Source organism: Devosia sp. (assembly GCF_036676215.1).
In the GTDB taxonomy this organism is placed as follows: Bacteria; Pseudomonadota; Alphaproteobacteria; order Rhizobiales; family Devosiaceae; genus Devosia.
The window spans coordinates 17,132-41,564 of the sequence record NZ_JAKFDJ010000089.1 but is presented as its reverse complement, the minus strand read 5'-3'; the positions used below and the strand labels follow the sequence as shown (position 1 = coordinate 41,564).

The 24,433-nt window shown below is 63.6% G+C and carries 20 protein-coding genes; 15 read left to right on the top strand and 5 right to left on the bottom strand.

All coding sequences use genetic code 11. The annotated features are described in order from the left end of the window. The first annotated feature begins 21 nt into the window (after positions 1-21). The gene (locus V6M52_RS09375) at positions 22-1,368 is read left to right on the top strand and encodes an HlyD family type I secretion periplasmic adaptor subunit (protein WP_332692787.1); all 1,347 of its coding nucleotides are present in this window, start codon (positions 22-24) and stop codon (positions 1,366-1,368) included. 156 nt (positions 1,369-1,524) lie between these two features. Then, positions 1,525-2,193: a response regulator transcription factor gene (locus tag V6M52_RS09370; protein ID WP_332692784.1), complete on the top strand. Its 669-nt coding sequence runs from the start codon at positions 1,525-1,527 to the stop codon at positions 2,191-2,193. Positions 2,194-2,279: 86 nt separating this feature from the next. On the opposite strand, the gene V6M52_RS09365 is transcribed toward V6M52_RS09370, so the two are convergent. From V6M52_RS09365 to V6M52_RS09350, 4 genes are all read right to left on the bottom strand, one after another. Further along, complete coding sequence (locus tag V6M52_RS09365; protein ID WP_332700821.1) at positions 2,280-3,113, bottom strand: Crp/Fnr family transcriptional regulator; 834 nt, start codon at positions 3,111-3,113, stop codon at positions 2,280-2,282. Between the two features lie 612 nt (positions 3,114-3,725). Continuing rightward, complete coding sequence (locus V6M52_RS09360) at positions 3,726-5,162, bottom strand: M81 family metallopeptidase (protein ID WP_332700820.1); 1,437 nt, start codon at positions 5,160-5,162, stop codon at positions 3,726-3,728. After that, positions 5,162-6,349 (bottom strand): MFS transporter, encoded by a 1,188-nt coding sequence (locus V6M52_RS09355; RefSeq protein WP_332700819.1) that lies wholly within the window; start codon positions 6,347-6,349, stop codon positions 5,162-5,164. Before V6M52_RS09355 ends, V6M52_RS09360 begins: the two co-directional genes overlap by 1 nt. Before the next feature lie 356 nt (positions 6,350-6,705). Further along, complete coding sequence (locus tag V6M52_RS09350; protein WP_332691459.1) at positions 6,706-7,197, bottom strand: hypothetical protein; 492 nt, start codon at positions 7,195-7,197, stop codon at positions 6,706-6,708. Between the two features lie 375 nt (positions 7,198-7,572). Between V6M52_RS09350 and V6M52_RS09345 the strand changes: the two genes are divergently transcribed. The 7 genes from V6M52_RS09345 (at position 7,573) to V6M52_RS09315 (ending at position 16,253) form a co-directional block, all read left to right on the top strand. Further along, positions 7,573-8,727: a Gfo/Idh/MocA family protein gene (locus V6M52_RS09345; RefSeq protein WP_332700818.1), complete on the top strand. Its 1,155-nt coding sequence runs from the start codon at positions 7,573-7,575 to the stop codon at positions 8,725-8,727. A 10-nt stretch (positions 8,728-8,737) separates the two neighbouring features. After that, entirely contained in the window at positions 8,738-9,625 is an 888-nt protein-coding gene (locus V6M52_RS09340; protein ID WP_332691453.1) for a carbohydrate ABC transporter permease, read from the top strand. Between the two features lie 86 nt (positions 9,626-9,711). After that, positions 9,712-10,554: a carbohydrate ABC transporter permease gene (locus V6M52_RS09335; RefSeq protein ID WP_332700831.1), complete on the top strand. Its 843-nt coding sequence runs from the start codon at positions 9,712-9,714 to the stop codon at positions 10,552-10,554. 77 nt (positions 10,555-10,631) lie between these two features. After that, positions 10,632-11,849 (top strand): ABC transporter substrate-binding protein, encoded by a 1,218-nt coding sequence (locus tag V6M52_RS09330; RefSeq protein WP_442881839.1) that lies wholly within the window; start codon positions 10,632-10,634, stop codon positions 11,847-11,849. Between the two features lie 95 nt (positions 11,850-11,944). Continuing rightward, positions 11,945-13,021: an ABC transporter ATP-binding protein gene (locus V6M52_RS09325; protein WP_332691450.1), complete on the top strand. Its 1,077-nt coding sequence runs from the start codon at positions 11,945-11,947 to the stop codon at positions 13,019-13,021. 121 nt (positions 13,022-13,142) lie between these two features. Beyond that, positions 13,143-14,009, top strand: a complete 867-nt coding sequence (locus V6M52_RS09320; protein WP_332700817.1) for a MurR/RpiR family transcriptional regulator — start codon at positions 13,143-13,145, stop codon at positions 14,007-14,009. Positions 14,010-14,240: 231 nt separating this feature from the next. Continuing rightward, positions 14,241-16,253 (top strand): beta-N-acetylhexosaminidase, encoded by a 2,013-nt coding sequence (locus tag V6M52_RS09315; protein ID WP_332700816.1) that lies wholly within the window; start codon positions 14,241-14,243, stop codon positions 16,251-16,253. Between the two features lie 168 nt (positions 16,254-16,421). On the opposite strand, the gene V6M52_RS09310 is transcribed toward V6M52_RS09315, so the two are convergent. Next, on the bottom strand, positions 16,422-17,879 hold the full coding sequence (locus V6M52_RS09310) for a M81 family metallopeptidase (RefSeq protein ID WP_332700815.1): 1,458 nt from the start codon (positions 17,877-17,879) through the stop codon (positions 16,422-16,424). 200 nt (positions 17,880-18,079) lie between these two features. Between V6M52_RS09310 and V6M52_RS09305 the strand changes: the two genes are divergently transcribed. The 6 genes from V6M52_RS09305 (at position 18,080) to V6M52_RS09280 (ending at position 24,287) form a co-directional block, all read left to right on the top strand. Then, positions 18,080-18,463, top strand: a complete 384-nt coding sequence (locus tag V6M52_RS09305; RefSeq protein WP_332694134.1) for a RidA family protein — start codon at positions 18,080-18,082, stop codon at positions 18,461-18,463. A 1-nt stretch (position 18,464) separates the two neighbouring features. Continuing rightward, positions 18,465-19,241 (top strand): SDR family oxidoreductase, encoded by a 777-nt coding sequence (locus tag V6M52_RS09300; protein ID WP_332700814.1) that lies wholly within the window; start codon positions 18,465-18,467, stop codon positions 19,239-19,241. Continuing rightward, the gene (locus V6M52_RS09295) at positions 19,238-20,299 is read left to right on the top strand and encodes a D-TA family PLP-dependent enzyme (RefSeq protein WP_332700813.1); all 1,062 of its coding nucleotides are present in this window, start codon (positions 19,238-19,240) and stop codon (positions 20,297-20,299) included. Before V6M52_RS09300 ends, V6M52_RS09295 begins: the two co-directional genes overlap by 4 nt. A gap of 137 nt (positions 20,300-20,436) precedes the next feature. Further along, positions 20,437-20,991 carry a DNA-3-methyladenine glycosylase gene (locus tag V6M52_RS09290; RefSeq protein ID WP_332700812.1) on the top strand — a complete coding sequence of 185 codons (555 nt, stop codon included), beginning with the start codon at positions 20,437-20,439 and terminating at the stop codon, positions 20,989-20,991. A gap of 364 nt (positions 20,992-21,355) precedes the next feature. Beyond that, entirely contained in the window at positions 21,356-23,158 is a 1,803-nt protein-coding gene (gene recQ, locus V6M52_RS09285) for a DNA helicase RecQ (RefSeq protein ID WP_332700830.1), read from the top strand. Positions 23,159-23,303: 145 nt separating this feature from the next. Then, positions 23,304-24,287, top strand: coding sequence for a heparan-alpha-glucosaminide N-acetyltransferase (locus tag V6M52_RS09280; RefSeq protein ID WP_332700811.1), 984 nt, complete (start codon positions 23,304-23,306; stop codon positions 24,285-24,287). Positions 24,288-24,433 lie beyond the last annotated feature (146 nt).

The window sequence follows — 24,433 nt, the reverse complement described above, 5'->3', positions numbered from 1 at the left end:
GGGCGAGCAGGGAGTAGGACTATGAGTTCGATGGATGTGATAGCACCCTATGCGCGTTCCGAGGGGCTGTCCGCAGGCAGCGTCAAGCTGTCGGATTTTCCGCTCCGCGGCCGGGTCGTCACTGGCAGTATCATGGCCATTCTGCTGCTCGGCGGTATCGGAGGCTGGGCTGCGACTGCGAAACTGTCGGGCGCGATCATCTCGAGCGGCACCGTGCTGGTCGACGACAACGTCAAGGTCATCCAGCATCTCGATGGTGGCGTTGTCCGATCCATCGAGGTGCGTAAGGGCCAGACTGTTGCCGCCGGCGAGATCCTGTTGCAGCTCGAGGATGTGCCGATTCGCAGCGAGCAATCCATACTGCGTGGTCAGCTGGCCGAGTTGCTGGCGCGTCAGGCGAGGCTCGTTGCCGAACGCGACGCTGCATCGGCGATTGCCTTCCCCGCCGACTATCTCGATACCTATCCCGATGCCGGTCCCATTCTGCAGGGCGAACAACAGTTGTTCGACAGCACCAGGCGCAACCGGCTGTCGCAGCGCGGGCAGCTGGAGTTCCAGGTCGCCCAATTGCGCGAAGAAGTCGGCGGCTTGGGTTTCCAGGCAGCAGCGCTGGCCGACGAGCTGGTGCTGGCGCGCGAAGAACGTGCCCGCATGGGCGAACTGTCAGAAAAAGGCCTGCTCGAAACGACGCGTCTCAACTCCGCCGACCGCGAACTGGCACGCATGCTGGGTACCCAGGGCGAGCTCACCGCCAGCACGGCCCGGGCCAATGCGCGGATCAGTGAAATACAGTTGCAGATCCTGGCCATCGACGAAATTGGCTATACCGAGGCCCAGCGGGAACTGCGGACCGTGGGGGCCAATGTCGCCGAATTGCAGGACCGCCTGGCCGCTGTGGACGACCGGCTGGCTCGCACCCAGATCAGATCCCCCGTCGCCGGCACAATCAATGAACTGTCGGTCACCACGCTGGGAGGCGTCATCAGACCGGCCGAGCGTCTCATGACCATTGTTCCCGAGGATGCCAAGCTCAAGATCGAGTTCAAGGTCGCGGTCAACGACATCGACCAGATCGATCTCGGCCAGGATGCCAAGCTCAGGTTCAGCGCCTTCAACCAGCGCACCACTCCCGAGATAGCCGGCGTGGTGTCGCGCGTCTCCGCGGCCGCTACCAGCGACCCCGATAGCGGGCAGAGCTACTACCTCATGGAAGCCGAAGTCACCGGCGACCTGTCGGTACTGGGTGACCGCGGTCTGATCCCCGGCATGCCAGTGGAGGTTTTTGTGCAGACCGGGGAGCAGGTGGCCATCGCCTACTTCGTGAAGCCCTTCACCGACCAGATTACGCGAGCATTCCGAGAAGAGTAAGCATTACTGTCGTTCTTGCGCCGATCACGTAAGTGTTACTAATCATTCTACGCGTTAATCACATCGTCAATTTCCCGACAATGGAATTTACCGTTGGTTAATTACCAAGTATAGTCGGCGGATTGAAGTCAGGCAGGCGCGAAGGCGGTTTTGCTGATGAACAAGAGTGGCTTAATAACCTTAGCAGTTGCCGACGATCATCCGGTCTTGTTAGCGGGCATGACCTCGCTTTTCTCAAATAGCGCCCGCCACAAGATCGTCGGACAGGCCGATTGTGCCGACGCCAGCATGGAGCTGGTGAAAGCGCTGACGCCGGATGTGATCGTCATGGATTTGAGCATGCCAGGCGATGTGTTCCGGACCATTGCGCAGATCGTGGCAACAGCACCCCAGACCAAGGTCGTGGTTTTTACCGCCTACTGCAGCATCGATTCAGCGTTGAAGGCGCTGGATGCTGGCGCCACCGGATTTGTGCTCAAGGGCAGTCCGTCCTCGGAACTGTTCGAGGCGATCGACATGGTCATGTCCGGCCAAATGTTTGTGACCCGGGAATATGCCAGCGAAGTGATGAACGGGCTGCGCGACCGGGCGCGGCGGCAAGCGTTGAGCGACGCGGTCAAACTCAATGTCCGTGAGCAGCAGATCATTGGCCATCTCATGCAGGCCCGCACCAACCGCGAGATCGCCACGGAATTGCGGATCAGCGAGAAGACGGTGAAGCACTACATGACGGGGCTCATGGCCAAGCTCAAGGCCCGTAACCGGGTGGAAGTCGTCATCGCCGCCAGTCAGAACCACGACGCGGACAGCGCAATGCGCCCTTAGGCGCTTGCCACTGGTGGCGACAGCAATGGGCTGCCTGTTGCGCTGCGTCAGGTCGTGTTCCCACGCAAAGACCGTCTCGACGATGGTTATTCGGCCGCGAGCTGCAGTGAATGCGAGGTGTGTCGGGGCACAGGCTGGCCACCCGGTTGGGCGTATTCGGCAACCTCGCGCGTGTGGGGACGGCGGCTGCGAATCATCTCGACAAGGTCGTGCTCGTCCTGCCTGGCGACCCTGAACAGATCGTTGCGCCGCAGTACGCGGAAATTGGCGCTGTCGATGATGCTGATGGTGCCGCGTCGAACCAGCGCCTGGATGGTGCGGCTGACCGTTTCCACCGTCGTACCCAGATAGGCTGCGAAATCGCGCCGATTGGGAAGGACATGAACGATATCGTCCCGCACCCCGCCTCGCCGCACCTCCTCTGCAACCAGGCGCAGGACCATGAAGGTGGCCATGCGTTCGGCGATGCTCTGGCAGGCAAGGACGATGATGCGTTCGTGCGCCTCGTCCAGTTGATAGAGGTTTTCCATATGGATGAAGTGTTCCAGTTCCCGGCTTTCCGAGAGCCGGGCTTCGAACGCGGCAGGCTCGAAGCAGGCAACGACCACGTCTGTGGCTGCCTCGATCGTGAACTCGGTCGTGACGCCGAAGACCCGGCCGAAAAACCCTGGCGCTTCGATCAGGCTCACGATGTTGGTCCGGCCATCGGGCAGGCAGGTCACGAGTTTCACCGTACCCTTGACGATATAGCCCACTATGGCGGTCAAGCCCGGCTCCCAGATCGTATCGCCGCGCGAGAACCGGCGGATATGCGAGGGTGGGCCGAACTTCTCGGTCAGAATGTGCCCCGCTATCGGCGCGTCATTCCGCTGCTGCTGTGCGACAGGATATTCGGGGCTGAGCAAGAATGGACGTCTCATTGGATGTTCCTGTCCCGCTTGATTATGAATACTATTTTTAGACTGGAAACGGTCCTCTCAACTACTCACGATGGTCCGGCTGATATTCAGACCAACGCATCAAATGGCCGACGACGTTAGTCGCTCAGTCCATCAGACCTTGGTCTCGAAAAGCGGCAAGGGCTGCCATTCCGCTAGGGGTAGAGGGCGCCGAAATGGCCTTGGTCGAACACCGCCGCCACCGTTTCGCCGCGATGCTGACCGGCAAATGAACAGGATTATCCGGCGATGGCGCTCATATAGGCGAGGTCGCGGGCGGCCAGTTGCAGCGGCGTCGGACGCCACGTTATTGCTGCCAGGTGACGGCGTTGCCGGTGGGGTAGGTGATGCCCCAGGAGCAGGGCGCATTGGCGATCAGTATGGCTCAGCCCTCGATATAGACAGGATTGCCGATGGCGCGGCGGATCGTCTGGTCAGCAGCACCGCGACGAATAGGCCATTCCCGACTACGGCGCCGGCCTGCGCTTCAACCTCTACAACAACAAATGGGGCACCAATTTCCCCATGTGGTGGGAAGGCATGGTTGCCTTCCGCTTGGTGCTGAGCCTCGCAGGCTAGCGCAGTACGCAGCCGTTACCTTCTGGCGCGCGCCGACCAGCGCACCTCGGGCGTGAAGGCGAAGGCCCTGTCGAACGGATATTGCGCAATGGACTTGTGCTTGCGCTGCAGCCGCTCGACGAACTGGTCGACCACGCCGGGCGACAGCGCCATCAGGCTTGGATTGGCGATGGGGCCGAGATCGGGCGACAGATAGCCCGATTTGACCACCACGACCTTGGCCGTGCGCGGATCGAGCCCCAGCCGGGTGAAGTCGGCGATGTTGTGGAACGGCCGGCGCCGTGCCGTCAGCACCAGCGCGATGCCGCCAATGCGCACCACCGCCTCGCGCAGGCGTGCGTCCTCGGTTTCGAGCAGGAACGCGACCTCAACCTCGGCATAGACCGGCTTGCTCGACGTATCGAGCGTCGCCCCGATGCTGATAGTGATCGACTGGCCGACGCCCGCCGCATAGGCCGCGTCGGTCGCTGCCTTGTCGGCAATGCCGGCAAACACCACGCCCTGCGCGTCGCGTGCGATCAGCTCCGCCAGCACTTCGGCCCGGTCGCCCACCCCGCCGCCGGTCGGATTGTCGCCCGATTCCGCCAGCACGGCGGGCCCGGTCTCCGCCGTGATCGCCCAGTTGACGCAGTCCTCGATCGAGCCAGTCCTGGTGCCGAAGACGAAGCGCTCGCGGATATCCCAATAGTTCTGCGCCAGATGCCGCGCCGCTTCGCTCATCGCCGTGCGGTCGGTGCCGGTAACGACGGCACAGGCGGTGGCGCGGGGCTCGTCGGCCCACACATAGCCCACCTGGAACGAGGCATCCCAGATGCCGGTCGGGTCCTCCACGGCCTGCAATTGCGTATAAAAGCTGCGCGCCGGCTCGTCCTGCGTGCTGGTGCGTTCGCCCGGCAGCAGCACCGGCACCGGCGCCCAGGCCACGACCGGGCGCTGGCCCGTGGTCAGCGCGCGCACCAGCATGGTCACAGCGCGGCGCATCGTGTCCGGCACGTCGATATGGGGCGCCGTGCGATAGGTGGAAAAGATATCGAGGCCGTCGATGATCGCCTGGCTGATATTGCCATGGAGGTCATAGCTTGCAGCGATCAGCACATCCGGGCCGACCACCTCACGCACTGCGGCGATGAAATCGCCCTCGGCATCGAACAGGCCCTCGACAAACATGGCGCCATGCATGGCGAGATAGACGCCGTCGAGCGGCAGCGCGGCGCGAATGCCGTCCAGGATTTCGGCCTTCCAGCGGTCATAAATGCCGCGTTCCACCGGCCCGCCCGCAATGGCGCGGGCGTGCAATATGGTGATGAACTCGGCCGGGAAATGCGTCAGGAAGTCAAAATAGGCATCCTTGAGCATGGAGGGACCGCGCAGCACGCGGAAATCCGCCTCGCGGGCGAGTACGGGATTATAGGTGCTGCATTCGGTATGCAGCCCGGCAACAGCGATGCGCATCAGAGCACTCCGGGAATTTCGGCTTCAAGATTGGTGGATGAGGATGGTTTTGCCGTGACCAGCCGTCCGGTCAGCATCAGGCTGACCAGCAAGACCGGCACGAGGCAGGCAATGGCGAGCCGCATATCGGCATGTTCGGCGACAAAGCCGATGACCGGGGGACCCACCAGAAAGCCCAGCAGGGCGACGAAACTGAGAATGGCGACATTGGCCGAGGCCGTCCGGTCTGTGAGGCTCGCGGCCGCCGTCACTGCCAGCGGAAAGCCCACCGATACGCCCAGCCCGATAATGCCAAAGCCCACCAGAGCCAGCGCCGTATTGGGGGCGATGTAGAGCAGGGCCGCGCCTGCCAGCGCCAGGCTGCCGCAGATGCGCGCCGTCGTCACGGCGCCGAAGCGCCGCTTGAGGCTATCGCCGCCAAAGCGCCCCGCCGCCACCATGAAGGCAAAGACCGAATAGCCCAGGCCCACCAGTCCGCCCTCGGCGCCCAGCGCGTCGCGCAGGAAAATGGCCGACCAGTCGGCCATGGCACCCTCGGTCATGGTAATGCCGAAGACAAAAAAGCAGATGCCGAGCAGCGCCCAGCTCGGAAAGACCCAGACCGAGCGCTGGTGCTGGCTCCTGGGGTCTTCGGCGACAATCACCGGCAAGCCATTGGCCACCAGCAGGGCCAGCGGCAGGACGATGATGGCCACCAGTGGGATAGCCCAGCGGGCCTCGATGTCCAGCGCTGCCAGGCCCGAGCCGAGCAGGCTCCCCACCATGATGCCCACCGACCAGAATCCATGCGAGGTGGTCATGATCGTCGCTCCGGTCGATTTCTCCACCAGGTCTGCCTGCACGTTGAGGCCCAGTTCCACGAAGGACAGCGACGAACCCGCCAGCATCAGCGTAGCAAAAAGCATCGTCGGATTGGGTGCCAAAGCCGGCAGGCTGGCCGCGATGGAATAGAGCACCATGCCGACCAGGATCGCCGTGCGCGGCCCGATCCGCCCCACCAGCGGCCCGGCAAAGGGCAGGGTCAGCAAGGTGCCGCAGGGCAGGCCAAGCAGCGCCAGTGCCAGCCCCGCCGGCCCCAGCCCCAATGCCTGCTGCACCTCGGGAATCCGCGGCAACCACGACCCGAACGCAATCGGCTGGAGGAAGAAGATCAGCATGGTCAGGCGCTGGGGGGTGAGGAGGGACATGGATGGGTCTCGAGGTTTCAGTCGTCCCCTTCTCCCCTTGCGGGAGAAGGTGCCCGAAGGGCGGATGAGGGGTCTCTTCGGCTTTGTCTCTATAGTCCCAGTCGACACCCTCCCCCTCGTGGGGAGGGATCAAGGGTGGGGGGTGTTTAGCCCCGGTATTCGGGCCAACCGCCACCCCCTCCCAGCCTCCCCCGTCAAGGGGGAGGTGCCGTCCGGTTGTTGCGGCAACCCGGAGCCCCCCTTCTCCCCTCGTGGGAGAAGGTGCCCGAAGGGCGGATGAGGGGGCGTCGCCGCGCCAATCGAGCGTAGCTCTCTTGGCCTTGTCGGCTCAAATTGCTCCACTGGAGCAATTTGCCCTAGCGGGACGCCGCCAAGCCCATCGGATAGGGCAGGTACCCCGCAAACCCCGTCAGCTTCCACACCCCGTCCACCTTGCGGCAGAAGTAGAGCGTCTGCCAGTTGAGGACATCCTTGCCGCCGTCGGCCAGTGCGATCGAGCCATCGAACTTCTTGTGGGCGATGGCTATGTCGCCATTGATCTCGATTTCGGTGAGGCTGGTGGCGCGATGAATGCCGGTCAGCACGTCTTCGGCATAGACCAGTTTCTGGCTTTCCCGCGCCTGGCGGATCCAGTCGTCACGATAGGCCTCCAGTGTCGGGAAGCTGATGCGCCAGTCATCGGGGTTGCCCGATTTCTGGCCGTTGATGCCGAGGAACCCCTCTTTGACAAAGTCGCCATCCACTTGTGCCCAGTCGGCGGCGACGAAGGCCGCGATGTCGCGCTCCACCAGCATGGTCCAGATGGAACTGCGGTCAGGATCGTGGGGAAACGGATTGGTGCTGCTCATCGGGGCTCTCGCGGTTCGCAGGGCAGCGTCTCGGCGCTGCGATCAGTCCTGCGCTATTTGTGTTTCATATTTTCATTGATGTCATCTGTGTGAAACCGGCCGATGGAGCCCAGATGAATACCAATCTGAACATGCTGCCTGTTTATTTGGAGCTTGTCCACACCTGACCCTGCGCCGAACACGATACAAACGCCCAGATATTCAGCAAAATGGCGCCACTTTGGGCAAAGTTTCGGGGTGGCTTAAATTGGTATTGAAAGTGGGGCGGATTCGTGTTGACATTGCTTTCGGAACGATCCTAGTCTTGAAAATCGTTTACAGAATTCCCGACCAATCCGAAAGAGATTGGCGCTCATCAGCAGGGTACGGCACAGCATGCGCGTAGGCATTATCGGCCTTGGTTATCGTCTGGGTTATCTGGCGCGGGTGTTCTCCCTCGCCCGGCCCGACTTCACGATTGCCGGCTATGTCGACCCCGCGCCCGCCGGCCTGCCCTATACCGCCGAGCATGGTGTTTCCGTTGGCAAGTCCTATGCCTCGCTCGAGGCTCTGCTCGACAATGAGGAACTCGATCTGTTGATGGTGGGCTCGCCCAACCATCTGCACCTTGAACACATCCGCATCGGTCTGGAGCGCGGCAAGAAGATCTTCACCGAAAAGCCGGTGGTGACCACGGTCGATGAGACCATGGAACTGGCCAAGCTCATCGCCCAGTATGGCTCCGACAATGTCATGGTGGGCTTGGTGCTGCGCTATGCGCCGCTTTATGTCGACCTGCGCCGGGCCCAGGCCGACGGCCTGCTGGGAGACATCACCTCCATCGAGGCCTCCGAACATATCCCGCCCTATCACGGCGCCTTCTTCATGCGCGACTGGCGCCGCTATGAGCGCTATTCGGGCAGCTTCATGCTGGAAAAGTGCTGCCACGATCTCGATCTCTATAACGGGGTCATGGGCTGCCGGCCCCATTTTGTATCGAGCTTCGGCGGCCGCCGTACCTTCGTGCCGGCCAATGCCCCGCAAAATGTCGGCATCAACGACATGGAAGTCTACCATCGCAAGCCGGCCGGCTGGATGGGATCGGAAAAGGTCTTCGACAGCGACGGCGATATCATCGATTTCCAGACCGCCATGGTGCAGTACGAAAACGGCGCGGCGCTGAGCTTTCACACCAATCTCAATGTCCCCGACGACTTCCGCCGCTTCGCCGTGATGGGCGCCAGGGGCATGGCCGAGGGTGACTTCATCCGCAATTTCCTGCGCGTCACTGACTCGCGCAGCTCCGACCGGCTGGTCGACACCACCTACAAGACCAGCACGCTCAGCCAGCACTACGGCGCCGATGAGCAGATGGCCGAGGATATTCTCAAGCATATGCTCGAAGGCGTCCCGCTCCCCGTATCGGTGACCGACGCACTTGAGGCGGGCCTGCTGGCCCTCACCATGGATCAGGCAATGCGTACCCGATCCGTCATCGACATGACCCCGATCTGGCAGCAATTCGACGCCGCCCTCGGGCGAGCGAACTGAGGAACAGGCCATGACCAGCAGCCGTAGCGCCGTAATGTTCGCCCTGGCCCTGCTGGCCCCGGCATTGATCTATATCCTGATCATCGTCGCCTATCCGCTGGTCGATACCTTCATTCTCTCCTTCACCAACGCCTCGCTGCGCGCCGATTATGACTTCGTCGGCTGGGCCAATTACCTGCGCATCTTCACCGCCGGCAATTTCACCGAGGTGATCATCCGTACCTTCATCTGGACCATGCTCTCGGTGGGCATGAAGATGGTGATCGGCATGTGCGGCGCCGTGCTGCTCAACGCCGCCATTCCCGGCCAGACGCTGTTCCGCATCCTCATCATGCCGCCCTGGGTCGTGCCCATGGCCATCGGCATCTTCATGTGGGGCTGGATGTATAACGGCCAGTTCGGCATGATTTCCGGGCTGCTGCAGAATTTCGGCATCATCGACGGGCCGGTCGCCTGGCTGGCCTATGGCGACACCGCCTTCTGGGCCACCATCGTCACCGACGTGTGGATCGGCGTGCCCATGGTCACCATCTATTTCCTGGCCGCCATGCAATCCATTCCGCGCGATCTGCACGAGGCCGCCTGGACCGACGGGGCAGGGCGCTTCTACCGCTTCCGACGCATCACCCTACCGCTGATGGTGCCGGCCGTGCTGACCATGAGCCTGCTCTCGCTCATCGCCACCTTCAATTCCTTCGACATCATCTGGATCCTGACCCAGGGCGGACCCTCGGGCTCCACCACCACGATGATCATCGACACCTACAAGACCGCGATGGGCTCCCGCAAATATGGCGAGGGCGCCGCCCGCGCCGTGGTCATCTGCATCTTCGTGTCGATCTTCTGCATCGTTTACTTCCGCGCCGTGCGCAAGCTTTCGCAGGGAGAAGCCAAATGAGCGACGTCGCCCGCACCACCGAAGTGGCAGCCGTTGACAGCCCCGCCATCGTCCGGCCCCGGCTCAGGCTGCGCAGCGCCAAGCCGATGATCGACCGCTACCGCTGGTATGAGGCCCTCAGCCTCTATGCCGGGCTGGCCGTGTTCCTGTTCTTTGTGCTCGCCCCCTTCATCGAAGGGTTCCTGGTGTCGCTCAAGCCGCTCGCGCTGCTGTTTTCGACGCCCTACAGCTTCTTGCCAAAAAACGGCTCTTTCGACGCCTACTTCCGCATGTGGGACAGCGTGCCGCTGCTGGGCCTCTACATCTTCAATTCCTTCTTCATCTCCTCGATCGTGACCATTGTCGTGGTGATCGTGGTGGTGCCGGCCGCCTATTCCTTCGCCCGCTTCCAGTTCAATGGCTCCGGGCTCATGCTTGGCGGGTTCCTCGCGGTCAACATGTTCTCGGGTGCCGTGCTGCTGATCCCGCTGTTCCGCCTGATGCGCGAGCTGGGCCTGCTCAATACCTATTGGGCCATGATTGTGCCCGGCGCGGCCTTCCTCATCCCCTCGTCCATCTGGCTGCTGCGCACCTATATGATCCGCATCCCCAAGGAGCTGGACGAGGCGGCCTGGGTCGATGGCGCATCGCGCCTTTATACCCTGCGCCGGGTCATCCTGCCGCTGGCCATGCCGGGCATCGTCGTGGTCGCCATCATGACCTTCATCGGCGCCTATGCGCAGCAGTTCATCTTCGCGCTGACCTTCAATTCCAAATCCGAATTCATGCCGCTGCCGATCGGGCTGTTCGCCTTCTTCGGCAAGCAGGAGGTGATCTGGAACGAGCTGATGGCCGCCAGTTTCGTGGGCGTGCTGCCGGTCATGGTCGTCATCGTATTCCTGCAACGCTACCTGGTGGCCGGGCTCACGGCTGGGGCAGTCAAGCAGTAGGATTTTGGGCACGGGGTCTGTCAGCCCCAGCCCGGAGAAGCGCACCCGATCGGGTCGCACACCAAGGGAGACTAAACGTGAGAAAAACTACCGGACTTTTTGCCGTGTCGCTGCTGGCTTTGGCCAGCGCCGCGCCGGCCGCCCATGCGCAGGACGTCAAGGAAATCACCTTCATCAACTGCGGTGACGAACTGACGGCCGGCTATGCCGAATACTTTGCCGAATGGGAAGCCGCCAATCCCGGCTTCAAGGTCGCTCCCGAAGTCGTCGGCTGGGGCCAGTGCCAGGACAAGGTGACCACGCTCGCCGCCGCCGGCACGCCGGTTTCCCTGGCCTATGTCGGCTCGCGTACCCTCAAGCAGTTCGCCCAGAACGACCTGATCGTACCGGTGCCGATGACCGACGAGGAAAAGGCCTCCTATTACAACTTCGTTCCTGAAACCGTCACTTTCGACGGTACCCAGTGGGGCGTGCCGGTGGCCTTCTCCACCAAGGCCCTGTTCTGGAACAAGGACCTGTTCGAAGCCGCTGGCCTCGATCCGGAAACCCCGCCCAAGACCTGGGAAGAAAAGATCGCTTTCGCCAAGCAGATCACCGAGAACACCGATGCGGCCGGCTATGGCCTTGTCGCCAAGACGTTCGACAACACCATGCACCAGTTCCTCCACTGGGTTTACACCAATGACGGTCTGGTGATCGACGCTGACGACAACATCGTGCTCGACAGCCCGCAAAACCTGGCTGCCCTGACCGCCCTCAAGGAAATCGTGCCCTATTCCGAAGAAGGCCCGACCGCTTACGAGCAGAACGAAGTCCGCGCCATCTGGCTCGACGGTGGCGTCGCCATGATCGAAGCCGGCGTCGGTGCGGCTCTCCGTGCCGAAGAAGCCGGCATGAACTGGGGCGTTGCTCCGCTGCCGGGCGGCCCGGACTCCAAGGGTCCTGGCACGCTGCTGATCACCGACTCGCTGGCCATCTTCAAGGGCACCGGTGTTGAAGACCAGGCCATTAGCCTCGCCAAGTTCATCACCGAAGGCGAGCGCCAGTGGGATGCCGAAATGGCCCAGGGCCTGACCCCGCTGCGTCCGATCCACTCCGATGAACTGGTCGCCGAGACGCCCTATTGGGCGCCCTTCCTCGACGGCATCGAATTCGGTGGTCCCGAGCCGCTGCTGACCGACTATATCGGCCTGCAGAACGTGATGATCGAAATGGTCCAGTCCGTCGTGACCGGCGCCGCCGAGCCTGCCGCTGCCCTCACCACGGCCGCTGGCGAACTCGAGCAGTACAAGTAAGGTCCTCCTGACCTGGCCGTCGCCCCATACCTCGGGGCGGCGGCATCCTTTGACCCCGCCCGCGGGATTGGTCCCGCCGCCCGGAGATAACCGCCATGTCTCAGCTCAGCCTCAAGCACCTCGAAAAGAGCTTCAACGAAGCCCGCATCATCAAGGGCATCGACCTGGAGGTGACGGAGGGCGAGTTCGTGGTCTTTGTCGGCCCCTCGGGCTGCGGCAAGTCCACCCTGTTGCGCATGATCGCCGGCCTTGAGGATGTCAGCGGCGGCGAGATCGAGATTGGCGGCCGGGTCGTCAACGACCTGCCCCCCGTGCAGCGCGGCATCGCCATGGTGTTCCAGTCCTACGCGCTCTATCCGCATATGACCGTCTACGAGAATATCGCCTTCCCGCTGCGCGTCGAGCGTCTGCCCCAGGCCCAGGTCGATGAGCGCGTCGGCGCCGCCGCCAAGGTGCTCCAGCTCGAATCCCGCCTGCAGCATCGCCCCGGCCAGCTTTCCGGCGGTCAGCGCCAGCGCGTCGCCATCGGCCGCGCCATCGTGCGCCAGCCCAAGATTTTCCTGTTCGACGAGCCGCTGTCCAACCTCGACGCCGCACTCCGTTCCGAGATGCGCATCGAGCTGATGGAACTGCACAAGCGCCTCGGCTCCACCATGATCTACGTCACCCACGACCAGGTCGAGGCCATGACCATGGCCGACAAGATCGTGGTGCTCGATGCCGGCACCATTTCCCAGGTCGGCTCGCCCCTCGATCTCTATCACCGCCCCGACAATCTCTTCGTCGCCGGCTTTATCGGTTCGCCCAAGATGAACTTCATCAACGGCAAGGTAACCGCGGCCGATGGCACCACGGTCACGGTGGACCTCGGCGCACTGGGCACCATCGCCCTGCCGCGCCAGTCCAAGGCCGTGGCCGGTCAGACCGTCACTGTAGGCGTCCGCCCGGAACACCTGCGCCTGGGCAAGGGCGATTTCACCCTTACGGTCACGCCCAGCATTGTCGAGCATCTCGGCATTCACACCGTGACCTACGCCACCCTGCCGGGTGGCGAGAATTTCATCGGCCTCTTCGAAGGCGACCCGGATGTCCCCGAAGGCGAACCGCGCGCGATCGGCTTCGCCACCGAGCAGGTCCACCTCTTTGACCAGGCTGGTCTGGCGGTCTATTAGCCCGGCAATATCGGCTGATAGCCGACTTGATGGGCATGATGCTGCAGTCGACACCCTCCCGCTTGCGGGGAGGGTCGGTGGGTGGGGTTCGCCCGTGCCCATCTGGAAATGAGGAGCCGCCATGCTGGACATCGTCGGACTGCTGCAGACCGAAAAGGACGAGTTCACCCGTTCCGAGCGCGCTCTGACCGAAATCGTGCTGGCCGATGTCGACAGCGTGCTCAAGATGAGCATTGTCGACCTCGCCGCCCAGGCCGAGGTCTCCCCGCCCACCGTCACCCGCTTCTGCCGGCGGCTGGGTTGCGACTCCTACGCTGACTTCAAGGTGCGCCTGGCTCAGTCGCGCTTCGTCGGGCAGCGCTATTTCGCCCCGGCCTCCGGGCCGTCCAGTGTCCGCGAGATCGCCCAGGGCGTGGTCAACGGCATCCAGTCCACCATCTACGAAACCTTTGACCATCTCGATTTCGACGCCGTCGAGCGCGCCGCCGAGAGCATCGTCAAGGCGAGCTTCGTGCTGACCTTCGGCTCGGGCGGTTCCTCTTCCATGGTCGCCACCGAAACCGAGGTGCGCCTGTTCCGCCTCGGCCTCAAGGTCGCCTCTTCCACCGATCATCAGTTGCAGATGATGCGGGCCGCCGCCTCGCCGCCCGGCACCGCGATCATCGCCTTCTCGCTCTCGGGCAACAATCTGCCGCTGGTCAAAGCCATGGCCGTTGCCGGCGAGTATGGCCTCCCCCGGATCGTCGTCACCCGCTCCGGATCGCCCATGGCCGAGCAGGCCGATATCCTGCTGCCGATCGACCGGCGCGACAATCCCGATATCCTGCGGCCGACGCCCGGACGCTACGCCCTCCTCGCCGCAGTGGACATCCTGGCCCAGACGGTGGCGACCCGTCTCGGCTCGCCGGCGGTCGCCTCCATGCGCCGCATCAAGCACCAGCTCGTCGTCAACCGCGACGGCGACGACGCCCAGCCATTGGGGGATTAGTCCGCCGCATCTTCAGTCAGCCTTCCCTCCCCCAGGGGCTTCGCCGTCGGTCGGCAAGGCCGATAAAGGGCTCCAGCGGAGCCTTTCAAGACAAGAAGGCGGCCATGAGAGCTATGCTCGAATGGCCAGATCGAGGGAGGGGGTCGTTCAGTTCATCACTGCTGGACCCCCACCCCCAACCCCTCCCCTCAAGGGGGAGGGGAGCCACACATCCGACCAAGAGACATTCCCATGACCACGTCCTTTTCTCTCGTCACCACCTGGACCCCTGCCACGGATGGCGCGCCGCTCGGCTATGGCATCGAGCTCACCAATACCGGCGACACCCCAGTCAGCAATTTCCAGCTCGGCTTTTCCGGCCCGGCGCGTATTGACCCGCACGCCACATTGGAAAACGGCAAGCTGCTCAAACGCCTCTCCAATCACACGCTGATAGCGCCGCCCGACGGCTTCGTATTGCAGCCCGGCGAGACCTGGACGTCCATCGCGCGCGGCCTCTCCTATGGGCTGCGCCACTGGAGCGACGGCGCCAATGCCGCCTATGTCGTGCTGGCCGACGGCACCATCGTGACCCTTGCCACCACCCCGACCCAGGCCAAGGGGCACAATTCGCCCCTGCTCAAGGGCGCGGTCAAGTTCCCCGTTCCGGCCAGGGCGCCGGTAGCGGTCTCGATCATTCCCTGGCCCAAATCGGTCGCCACCACCGGCGCCCGTATCGCCCCTCCGGGGCTCGATCTGCGGCCTGAAGGTACCGATGCGAGCAGGGCCGCTGCCGCCTTCGCGGGCCTCGTCGACGATCTCTTTGCTGTCGAGGGTATCGTTCGCCCGGCGTCCGAGGCCGGCCTGCCGGTCACCGTCCGATACAAGGATGGCCTTGGCGCCGAGGCCTATGAAGTCCACTTCGCGGATGACGCCGCCACCGTCGAGGCCACCACGCGCCAGGGCATGTTCTATGGCCTCGTGACGCTCGGCCACATCCAGCGCGGCGCGAAGCTTTATCCGCAGACCTTCGTCTTCCCCACCGGCGGCACCATCACCGACGAGCCGGGCTTTGCCTATCGCGGCTGCCATCTCGACGTGGCGCGCCAGTTCTATTCCGGCGCCGAAGTCAGCCGGCTGATCAAGCTCATGGCCTGGAACAAGCTCAACAAGTTCCACTGGCACCTGTCCGAAGACGAAGCCTGGCGGGTCGAGATCGACGCCTATCCCGAACTGACGGAAATCGGTGCCTGGCGCGGCCATGGCAAGGCCCTGCCACCGCTGCTCGGCTCCGGTCCGCAGCCGACCGGCGGCTACTATTCCAAGGCGGTGATCCGCGAGATCGTGGCTTTGGCCGACGGATTGGCCATGAGCGTGATCCCCGAGATCGACATGCCGGGCCACTTCTATGCGGCTTTGCAGGCGCTGCCGCAGCTGCGTGATCCCGCCGAAACCGGCGAATACCAGTCCGTGCAGGGCTTCCCCAATAACAGCCTCAACCCGGCCTATGAGCCGGTCTATGACTTCGTCGCAACTATTGTCGACGAAGTGCTCGAGCTGTTCCCGGCCGGCATCTTCCATATCGGCGCCGACGAGGTGCCGCTGGCCGCCTGGTCAGGCTCGCCTTTGGCCCTCGACATGATCGAAAAGCTGGCCGGCCCGGAAATGCGCAAGAAGCACGAGGCGCAGTACAATGTGCTCGGCAACCACCATGGCGCCGACGAAATCGAGGGTTCGCCCACGGCGGTGATCCAGGCCGAGTTCATCAAGCGCGTACACAAGTACATCGCGAGCAAGGGCGCCGTAACCGGCGGCTGGGAAGAAGCGGCCCATGGCGATGCCGTCGACAAGGACAAGAGCTTCGTCATCGGCTGGCGCAATGTGGAAATCAATGCGGCGCTGGCCGAGCGCGGCTATGACATCGTGGTTTCCCCCGGCCAGCGCTACTATCTCGACATGGCCAATGGCGTCGCCTGGGCCGAACCGGGCGCCGGCTGGGCCGGCTGGTCCGGCCCGCAGGAAACCTACGAGTTCGAAGCCCGTGCCGGCTTTTCAGAACAGGGCCTGGCGCATCTGCTCGGCATCCAGGCCTGTATCTGGAGCGAGTCCATGACCGACCGCGCCATCTTCGACCGCCTGGTGTTTCCAAGGCTGTCGGCTATTGCGGAAGCCGGCTGGACGACGCCGGAGCGCAAGAGCTGGGATCGGTTCAAGGCACTCGTGGGCCTGATGCCGATCATGTATGGAAATTGGGCTGCGGACTGATGGGCGGAGTGGAGCCAACCCTCTCCCCTTGCGGGAGAGGGACGACCTGACGCGTTCAGCGGAAGGTCAGGGTGAGGGGTTGCGCTCGCCCATGCCAGAAGCTCGAGGAAGAGACCCCTCATCCGCCCTTCGGGCACCTTCTCCCGCAAGGGGAGAAGGGAAGAAAGATCATCCCCACGGATCCTCAACCATCGGCCAGATCGTCCGCCGCGCCTTCTTGTAATCCGTCGTTGCCGGTGTATTCGGATAGGGCTTCCCCGCCGCGCAATAGACGATCTCCGACGCAATTCTGGAGAAGCTGTCGTAGAAATGGTTGGTCGATTTGATCAGCAGGATTTTCCGTGATTTGGGGTCGATCCCCATGGCGGAAAACAGCGACGGATCAAAGCTCTGCGCGCGGGTTGAGTTGAGGATCACATCGATCCCGTCAAACGCGATCCAGGCCGCATCGCCGAAGGGCGCGAAGCTGTCGCCGAAGCGCATTTCCGCGTTGCGGACCAGCCGTTTGACGGTGACGGTTTTGTCGATCGGACTGCCGGTATGGGGCGCGGATTTGGCACCGAAGCGCAGCGGGATCACGGCCCCTTCACCGGCCGCGAAACAGATCTGCACCGCGATCGGGTCCCAGATCGTTCCCACGGCAATATCGGTGACGCCGCGCGCGATTAGCTCGGCCAGGATCACCGTGGCATCGCCCGCCGTGCCGCCGCCCGGATTATCCCACACATCGGCGATCACCACCGGCCCGCGCGCCGCCGCGAGGGCGGCAGCGACCGCGGCCGTTTCATCCACCTGGCTGACCATGAAGGTGCCGCGCATGGCAAACAGCTCGCGCCCCAGCGTCTCGGCCAGGGCTTCGCCCTTGCCCGGAGCGTTGTCGGTGACCGCGATCACCTTGGTGCCCATTTCGGGCACATCGCCGGCCATGAAGCCGTGAATGACTGACAGCGACAGCAGGCCCGGCTCGGATTTTTCGAGGCGGTAGAGCTTGTCCACGAAGCCGCGCATCGGCTGCTTGCTGGTGGGGAAGACGTCGATCATCCGGCAATCGAATACCGACATGACCGGCTTGATCTCGCCTTTGAGCGCCCGCACGGCAATGGCCCACAGGTCCCGCGCACGGTCGACAAAGTCGATATGGGGGAATTCCTTGAACACCACGAAGAAGTCGGCCGCCGCCACGCGCCTGGCGGTGAGATGGCTATGCGGGTCGAGCTCGGCGCAGACCAGCACATCGGGCCCGACAATATCGCGGACTTGGGCAAGCAGGTCGCCCTCGGGGTCGTCATAGCCCTGGGCCACCATGGCGCCATGCAGCCCCAGCACCACCCCATCGACCGGCAGCGCGGCGCGCAACTGGTCGAGGATTTCGTCGCGCAGCTCCTCATAGGTCGCCCGGGCAACGAGGCCCGCCGGATCAGCCCAACTGGCGCTGCCTTCGATCAGCGTCCAGCCCTCATGGGCACAGACCTCGCGGCCGACTGTGATCGGCGCTGTGCACAGCGTCGGCGTGGCGGGGTGCTCGCCGGGCCGGGCATAGAGCGACGCCTCGAAGGCGCGTTTGTCGATCGCGATGGGCGAAAACGTATTGGTCTCGGTGGCGAGAGCAGCGGTGAAGACGCGCACGAGAAATCCCGCAGAAAATGACAAGAAAGATGGCAGCATGCTGCAAGCGCATGCCTGCTCAGGCTAGCATAGGCATAGAGGGTCAATCACGTAAGAAATTTACATTTTTGAGCGCAAATTGCCGATGAGAATGCGCTTTTAGCCCGCTAAAGTGCCACCTGACGAAATTGGCTTTCAGAAATTGCGAAAAGGAGTGCCCAATGCCGATCAAGCGCTATGGAGCAGAAAAATCCGGTGCTGGTGGCCAGAACCTGCCCTTCGCTCGTGCCGTAGAAGCCGGCGGCTTCCTCTTCGTTTCCGGCCAGGTGGCGATGAAAGACGGGGAGATCATCAATGGCGGAATTGTCGATCAGACCCACCTAACCATCAGAAATCTCATAGCAATTCTCGAAGAAGCCGGCTACGGCCTCGAACACGTCGTCCGCTGCGGCGTCTGGCTCGATGATCCGCGCGATTTCTGGAGCTTCAACGCTGTTTATAAAAGCTATTTCGGCGAAAACCCGCCCGCCCGCGCGGCCGTGCAGAGCCACATGATGGTTGACTGCAAGGTCGAGATCGAATGCGTTGCCTATAAAGGGCCCTGAAATGACCGCTTCCCCCTTCCGCCTCGACGGCAAGACCGTGCTCATCAGCGGCGCCGGCGGCGGCATCGGCCAGTCGCTGGTCAGCAGCTGCCGCGAGGCCGGCGCAACGGTGATTGGTGCCGATCGCGAAGCGAGCATGCTGGAAGGCCTTGATCTGGCTGGCAAGGTGCTGTTCGACCAGGCCGATGCCAAGGGCACGCGGGCGGCGATCGGGCGCTATCTGGCCGAGTTCGGCGCGCCCGATGCGGTGGTCTCCAATGCCGGTTTTACGCGGGCGGAAATCCTCGATCATCTCGACGATGATGTCTGGGCCTCCGAACTCGCCATCAACCTCAACGGCGCCTATGCCATGACCGACCCTATCGTCGCGGCAATGGCGAAACGCGGCAAGGGGAGCCTGGTCTTCATCTCCTCGGTCAATGCGCTGGCCCATTATGGCAATCCGGCCTATGCGGCGGCCAAGGCGGGGCTGGTCGCCTATGCCAAGGCCATTGCAGTGGAACGCGGCGGGCAGGGGGTGCGGGCCAACGTGATCTGCCCCGGTTCGGTGCGCACGCCGGCCTGGGACCACCGGCTGGCCGCCGACCCGACGCTGCTCGACAATGTGCTGCCGCATTATCCGCTCGGGCGCATGGTGCTGCCGTCCGAGGTCGCCAATGCGGCAGTGTTCTATTGTTCCGATGCATCCTCGGGTATTACCGGTACGGTGCTGCCGGTCGATGCCGGGCTGACGGCCGGCAATCTGCGTTTCGTCGATGACGTGCTGAGGGACAAATGAGCGATATCGCTGAACTCGATACGCCGGCCGTGCTGATCGACCTCGATCGCGTCGAGGCCAACCTCAAACGCGTACAAGACTACGCCGATAGCCACGGCCTGAAACTTCGGCCGCATATCAAGACCCACAAACTGCCGCGCTTCGCCAAACGGGCGATCGAACTGGGCGCGGTCGGCATTACCGTGCAGAAGCTGGGCGAGGCGGAAGTGTTCGCCGATGCCGGCATCAGCGAAATTTTCCTGCCCTACAATATTATCGGCGCCGCCAAGCTGGCCCGGCTCAAGGCGCTGCATGCGCGGGTGCATATCAGTGTGACGGCCGACAGCGCCGAAACGGTCGAGGGTCTCTCGGCCACCTTTGCGGGGTCGGCCAGGCCGCTGACCGTGCTGGTCGAATGCGATACCGGCATGGGCCGCTGTGGGGTGCAGACGCCGTCGCAGGCCTGGGCGCTGGCCGAAAAGATCGCCAAGTCGCCGGGGCTGCACTTCGGCGGACTGATGACCTATCCGGCCGCGGGCCAGGTCGAGGCCAATGCCGCCTGGCTGGCGGGCGCCAAACTGGCGCTGACCTCGGCAGGCCTGCCGCCCGAGATCGTCTCCAATGGCGGCACACCCGACATCTGGCGCGCGCATGAGGTGACTGCCGCCACCGAGCACCGGCCGGGCACCTATATCTATATGGACCGCTACCAGGTGGCCAAGGGCGTCGGCACCTTTGACGATTGCGCGCTGACCGTGCTGGCCACAGTGGTCAGCCGCCCCACCGAAAACCGCGCCATCATCGATGCCGGCTCGAAATCGCTGACCAGCGACACGCTGGGCATGAGCGGCTTCGGCCTGATCGAGGCCTATCCAGAGGCGGTGATTGTCGGCCTCAGCGAGGAACATGGCACCATCGATCTCACCAATTGCCCGACCAAGCCCAGGATCGGCGACAAGCTCCGCATCATTCCCAACCATGCCTGCGTGGTCAGCAACCTGTTCGACACGGTGACGCTGATCTCGGGCGATGCGGTGGTGGAAACGGTGACTGTGGCTGCGCGCGGTCGGGTGGACTGAGATCGCTCAGGTGAGCCGTTGCGGCCTCGGGCCGACTCACTCCCAGTAGACCTCATCCTGAGCCCGTCGAAGGACGAGGTCGTGGCACGATGCGGGCACGACCTCGTGGTTCGACAAGCTCACCATGAGGTCTACTAATGCCGCAACTGCCCCCCACCTTCTTCGACCGTCCCGTCACCGATGTCGCCCGCGACCTCATCGGCGTGACCCTGCTCATCGACGGCGTCGGCGGGCCGCTGGTCGAGGTGGAGGCCTATGACCAGACCGATCCGGCCTCGCATAGCTTCAACGGCCCGACGCTGCGCAATCACGCCATGTTCGGCCCGCCCGGCCATGCCTATGTCTACAAGATCTACGGCATCCACTGGTGCCTCAACTTCGTTTGCCGGCCCGGCAGCGCGGTGCTGATCCGCGCGCTGGAGCCCATGCATGGCGTCGGCCTGATGCATGAACGGCGCGGCGGCGTGGCGGCGCGCCAGCTCTGTTCTGGGCCGGGCAAGCTCTGCCAGTCGCTGGGCGTCGACATCGGCCACAACGGTATGCCGCTCGACGCGCCGCCATTTTCGCTGCTGCCGGCCGAGGCCAGCCACGACATCGCCACCGGCCCGCGCATCGGCATAACCAAGGGTACCGACACGCCCTGGCGTTTTGTGCGGCGCGGCTCGCCCTTCCTGAGCAAACCGATGCGGTGACTTCACCTCTCCCCTGGGGGAGAGGTGAAGAAAGGTGAAGGAACCAATCACCCCTCCAGCGATTGATTTTTCACGAGGCCGGCACGCGTCAGCCGGACATGGTGGTAGAGGGAACGGACCGGTTTTTCCGGTTTCCCGGTCCGGCCAACGCAATGGCAGCCGAGCCCTTATCCCACCCGTTCCGGCCTCACCCGATCCGCTTGCGCCCACAGGCAGACATGCACCCTATGGTGGCGCGATCGTCGGTGGATAGCGCCGACCCGTGATTTGTGCCGCCTTGCGGCTCACCCCGCCCTTGTGATCCAAGGGCGGGGTGAGCACGCTTGAATCGGCATGGAATCTGTTCAGCAGCGGCGCGCCGGCCATGCCGCGCGATCCGCTCGCCGTGTTGCGCGACGTCTTCGGTCACAAGAGCTTTCGCGGGCAGCAGGCCGAGGTGGTCGATCACCTGGTCGGCGGCGGCGATGCGGTGGTGCTGTTTCCAACCGGCGCGGGCAAGTCCATGTGCTACCAGATCCCGGCCATCTGCCGGCCAGGCGTGGGCATTGTCATCTCGCCGCTGATCGCCCTGATGCGCGACCAGGTCGAGGCCCTGCGCCAGGCCGGGGTCGCGGCGGCGGCACTGAACTCATCGCTCACTGCCGAAGAGTCATCCGAAGTGCGCGGCCAGTTGCGGCGCGGCGAGCTCGACCTGCTCTATGTGGCGCCCGAACGGGTGGCGACGCCGGGCTTTGCCAATATGCTGTCGGGCATCGATATCGCGCTCTTTGCCATCGACGAGGCCCATTGCGTGAGCCAGTGGGGCCACGATTTCCGCCCCGAATATCGCGAACTCAGCAAGCTCACCGAACTCTTCCCCGGCGTGCCGCGCATCGCGCTGACCGCGACGGCCGATCCGACCACGCGCGACGACATCATCGAGCGGCTTGGGCTGGAAGCCGCGGTGGTGTTCACCACCAGCTTCGACCGCCCCAATATTTCCTATTCCATCGTCGAGCGGGACAAGGCGCGCGAGCAGCTGCTGGCCTTCCTTGCGGCTCACAAGGGCAGCTCGGGCATCGTCTATTGCCTCTCCAGAGCCAAGGTGGAGGACACCGCTGAGTGGCTGAGCGGCAAGGGCATTCCGGCTTTGCCCTATCATGCTGGCCTTTCGGCCGAGCGGCGCAACACCAACCAGGATGCTTTCCTCAAGGAGGAAAACATCTGCATGGTGGCGACGGTGGCCTTCGGCATGGGCATCGACAAGCCCGACGTGCGCTATGTGGCGCATATGGACCTGCCGGCCTCGATTGAGGCCTATTACCAGGAAACCGGCCGCGCCGGGCGCGACGGCCAGCCCGCCGATGCCTGGATGAGCTATGGCATGGCCGATGTGGTGCAGCGCCGCCGCATGATCGACGAGGGCAATGCGCCTGACGAGATCAAGCGGGTCGAGCATGGCAAGCTCAACGCGCTGCTGGGCGTCTGCGAGACCGCCGAATGTCGGCGCAAGGCCATCCTCAATCATTTCGGCGAGGCCCATCCCGGCAATTGCGGCAACTGCGATACCTGTCGCTCGCCGGTCGAAAGTTGGGACGGCACCGAGGCCGCCATCAAGGCGCTGGCCGCCATCTATCGCACCGGCATGCGCTTTGGCGCGGCCCATGTCATCGACGTGCTGATGGGCAAGGCGACCGAAAAGGTCGAGCGCTTCGGCCACCAGAACCAGGCCGTGTTCGGGCAGGGGGCCGACCTCGACGCCAAGGTCTGGCAATCGGTGATCCGGCAATTGACCGCATCCGGGCTGATCGTGGTCGATCATGCCAATCATGGTGCGCTGACGCTGGGCGAGGGCGCCCGCGCCGTGTTCAAGCACGAGCGGACGGTGACCCTGCGCAAGGATCGGCCCAAAAAGACCGTTGAAGTTCGGCGCCAGCTCGAGCGCGCCGCCAGCATTCCGCCGCATGCGCTGCCGCTGTTCGAAGCTTTGCGCGAAGAGCGGACGCGCATCGCCAAGCAGCAGGGCGTGCCGCCTTATGTGATTTTCCACGACGCCACCCTGCGCGCCATGGCCCTGGCAGTGCCAAGGCATCCGCACGACATGCTCAATCTGCCTGGGGTGGGTCAGGCCAAGCTCGATCGCTACGGCGAAGCGTTCCTGGCGGTGGTGGCGAGGGTGGCGGGTTGATGAAGCTGAAAAGCAAGGCCCCCTCACCCGGCCTTCGGCCGACCTCTCCCCCCAGGGAGAGGTGGGAGTTTGCGGCGACCTTCTTTCTTAACCTCTCCCTTTGGGGGAGAGGTCGCCGCGCAGCGGCGGGTGAGGGGGCCTTCGTTTGACCGATACCGCCACCACCCCCCGCCAGCGCTTCGCCATTGTCGATATCGCCCGCGGCGTCGCCATTATTGCCATGGCGGCCTATCACCTGTGCTGGGACCTGAGCTATTTCCGCTTCATCGCCGCCGATGTGGGCTATGACCCAGCATGGGTGCTGATTGCGCGCAGCATACTGGCGGTTTTCTTGTTCCTGGTCGGCGTTGGGCTGATGCTGGGCCATGGCAAAGCCATTCGCTGGCGGAGGTTCTGGAAGCGTTGGGCCTTTGTGGTCGCCGGGGCGCTGGCCATCACCGTCGCGACCTTCTTCGCCTTCTCGCAGAGCTTTGTCTATTTCGGCGTGCTGCATGCCATTGCCCTGTTCAGCATCCTGGGCCTGGCCTTTGTGCGCACGCCACTCTGGCTCGCTATCGCCGTCGCCGCCGTGGTCATTGCGCTGCCCTTTGTCTATTCCGATGCCCTGTTCAACGAGAAGGCCTGGTCCTGGATCGGCTTCTGGCAGGTGCCGCCGCCGACCAATGATCTTGTGCCGGTCTTCCCCTGGTTCGGCGTCGTGCTGCTGGGCGTGATTGCCACGCGTTTGGCGCTGGTCTCCGCCTGGGCGCCGCGCCTTGCTGCCATCGCGCCAACCGGAAGACTGCCGCGCGTCCTGGCCTGGCTCGGCCGCTGGAGCCTTTTGATCTATCTGCTGCACCAGCCCATCCTGCTGGGTCTGGTTTATCCCGCCGCCCAGCTCTTCCAGCCGCAACTGGCCATGCGTGGCGCCGACTTCCTGCGCTCCTGCCAGTCGACCTGCGAAGCCGGCGGCACGGCGCCGGGCCTGTGCACCACCTATTGCCAATGCGGGCTGGAGGGCGTGGAGGCCAACGACCTCTGGAACGCCATCGAGACCGGCATGGTCACCGCCGGTGAGCAGGCCATGCTCGACGCGCAGAACCGGCAATGTTCGGCCGTGATCTATCCCGAGCTCAACGCGCCGCAGTGACGCCTGCGCGTCGTACGAACGTTATTCTTTGCGTTTTTTGCTCAGATTCGATCTTGAACGGTACGGCGAACGGGCGTTGATTAGTCGCGCGAGTTTTGATTTGTCCGGGCCCCGGCCACGGTTGGCTCCACGCCGGTTCGGACCCA

What these genes read in the sequence shown, in the direction of transcription:
- V6M52_RS09375 (WP_332692787.1), top strand. Translation starts at nt 22, where the DNA reads ATGAGTTCGATGGATGTGATAGCACCCTATGCGCGTTCCGAGGGGCTG.
- V6M52_RS09370 (WP_332692784.1), top strand. Translation starts at nt 1,525, where the DNA reads ATGAACAAGAGTGGCTTAATAACCTTAGCAGTTGCCGACGATCATCCG.
- V6M52_RS09365 (WP_332700821.1), bottom strand. Translation starts at nt 3,113, where the DNA reads ATGAGACGTCCATTCTTGCTCAGCCCCGAATATCCTGTCGCACAGCAG.
- V6M52_RS09360 (WP_332700820.1), bottom strand. Translation starts at nt 5,162, where the DNA reads ATGCGCATCGCTGTTGCCGGGCTGCATACCGAATGCAGCACCTATAAT.
- V6M52_RS09355 (WP_332700819.1), bottom strand. Translation starts at nt 6,349, where the DNA reads ATGTCCCTCCTCACCCCCCAGCGCCTGACCATGCTGATCTTCTTCCTC.
- V6M52_RS09350 (WP_332691459.1), bottom strand. Translation starts at nt 7,197, where the DNA reads ATGAGCAGCACCAATCCGTTTCCCCACGATCCTGACCGCAGTTCCATC.
- V6M52_RS09345 (WP_332700818.1), top strand. Translation starts at nt 7,573, where the DNA reads ATGCGCGTAGGCATTATCGGCCTTGGTTATCGTCTGGGTTATCTGGCG.
- V6M52_RS09340 (WP_332691453.1), top strand. Translation starts at nt 8,738, where the DNA reads ATGACCAGCAGCCGTAGCGCCGTAATGTTCGCCCTGGCCCTGCTGGCC.
- V6M52_RS09335 (WP_332700831.1), top strand. Translation starts at nt 9,712, where the DNA reads ATGATCGACCGCTACCGCTGGTATGAGGCCCTCAGCCTCTATGCCGGG.
- V6M52_RS09325 (WP_332691450.1), top strand. Translation starts at nt 11,945, where the DNA reads ATGTCTCAGCTCAGCCTCAAGCACCTCGAAAAGAGCTTCAACGAAGCC.
- V6M52_RS09320 (WP_332700817.1), top strand. Translation starts at nt 13,143, where the DNA reads ATGCTGGACATCGTCGGACTGCTGCAGACCGAAAAGGACGAGTTCACC.
- V6M52_RS09315 (WP_332700816.1), top strand. Translation starts at nt 14,241, where the DNA reads ATGACCACGTCCTTTTCTCTCGTCACCACCTGGACCCCTGCCACGGAT.
- V6M52_RS09305 (WP_332694134.1), top strand. Translation starts at nt 18,080, where the DNA reads ATGCCGATCAAGCGCTATGGAGCAGAAAAATCCGGTGCTGGTGGCCAG.
- V6M52_RS09300 (WP_332700814.1), top strand. Translation starts at nt 18,465, where the DNA reads ATGACCGCTTCCCCCTTCCGCCTCGACGGCAAGACCGTGCTCATCAGC.
- V6M52_RS09295 (WP_332700813.1), top strand. Translation starts at nt 19,238, where the DNA reads ATGAGCGATATCGCTGAACTCGATACGCCGGCCGTGCTGATCGACCTC.
- V6M52_RS09290 (WP_332700812.1), top strand. Translation starts at nt 20,437, where the DNA reads ATGCCGCAACTGCCCCCCACCTTCTTCGACCGTCCCGTCACCGATGTC.
- recQ (WP_332700830.1), top strand. Translation starts at nt 21,356, where the DNA reads ATGCCGCGCGATCCGCTCGCCGTGTTGCGCGACGTCTTCGGTCACAAG.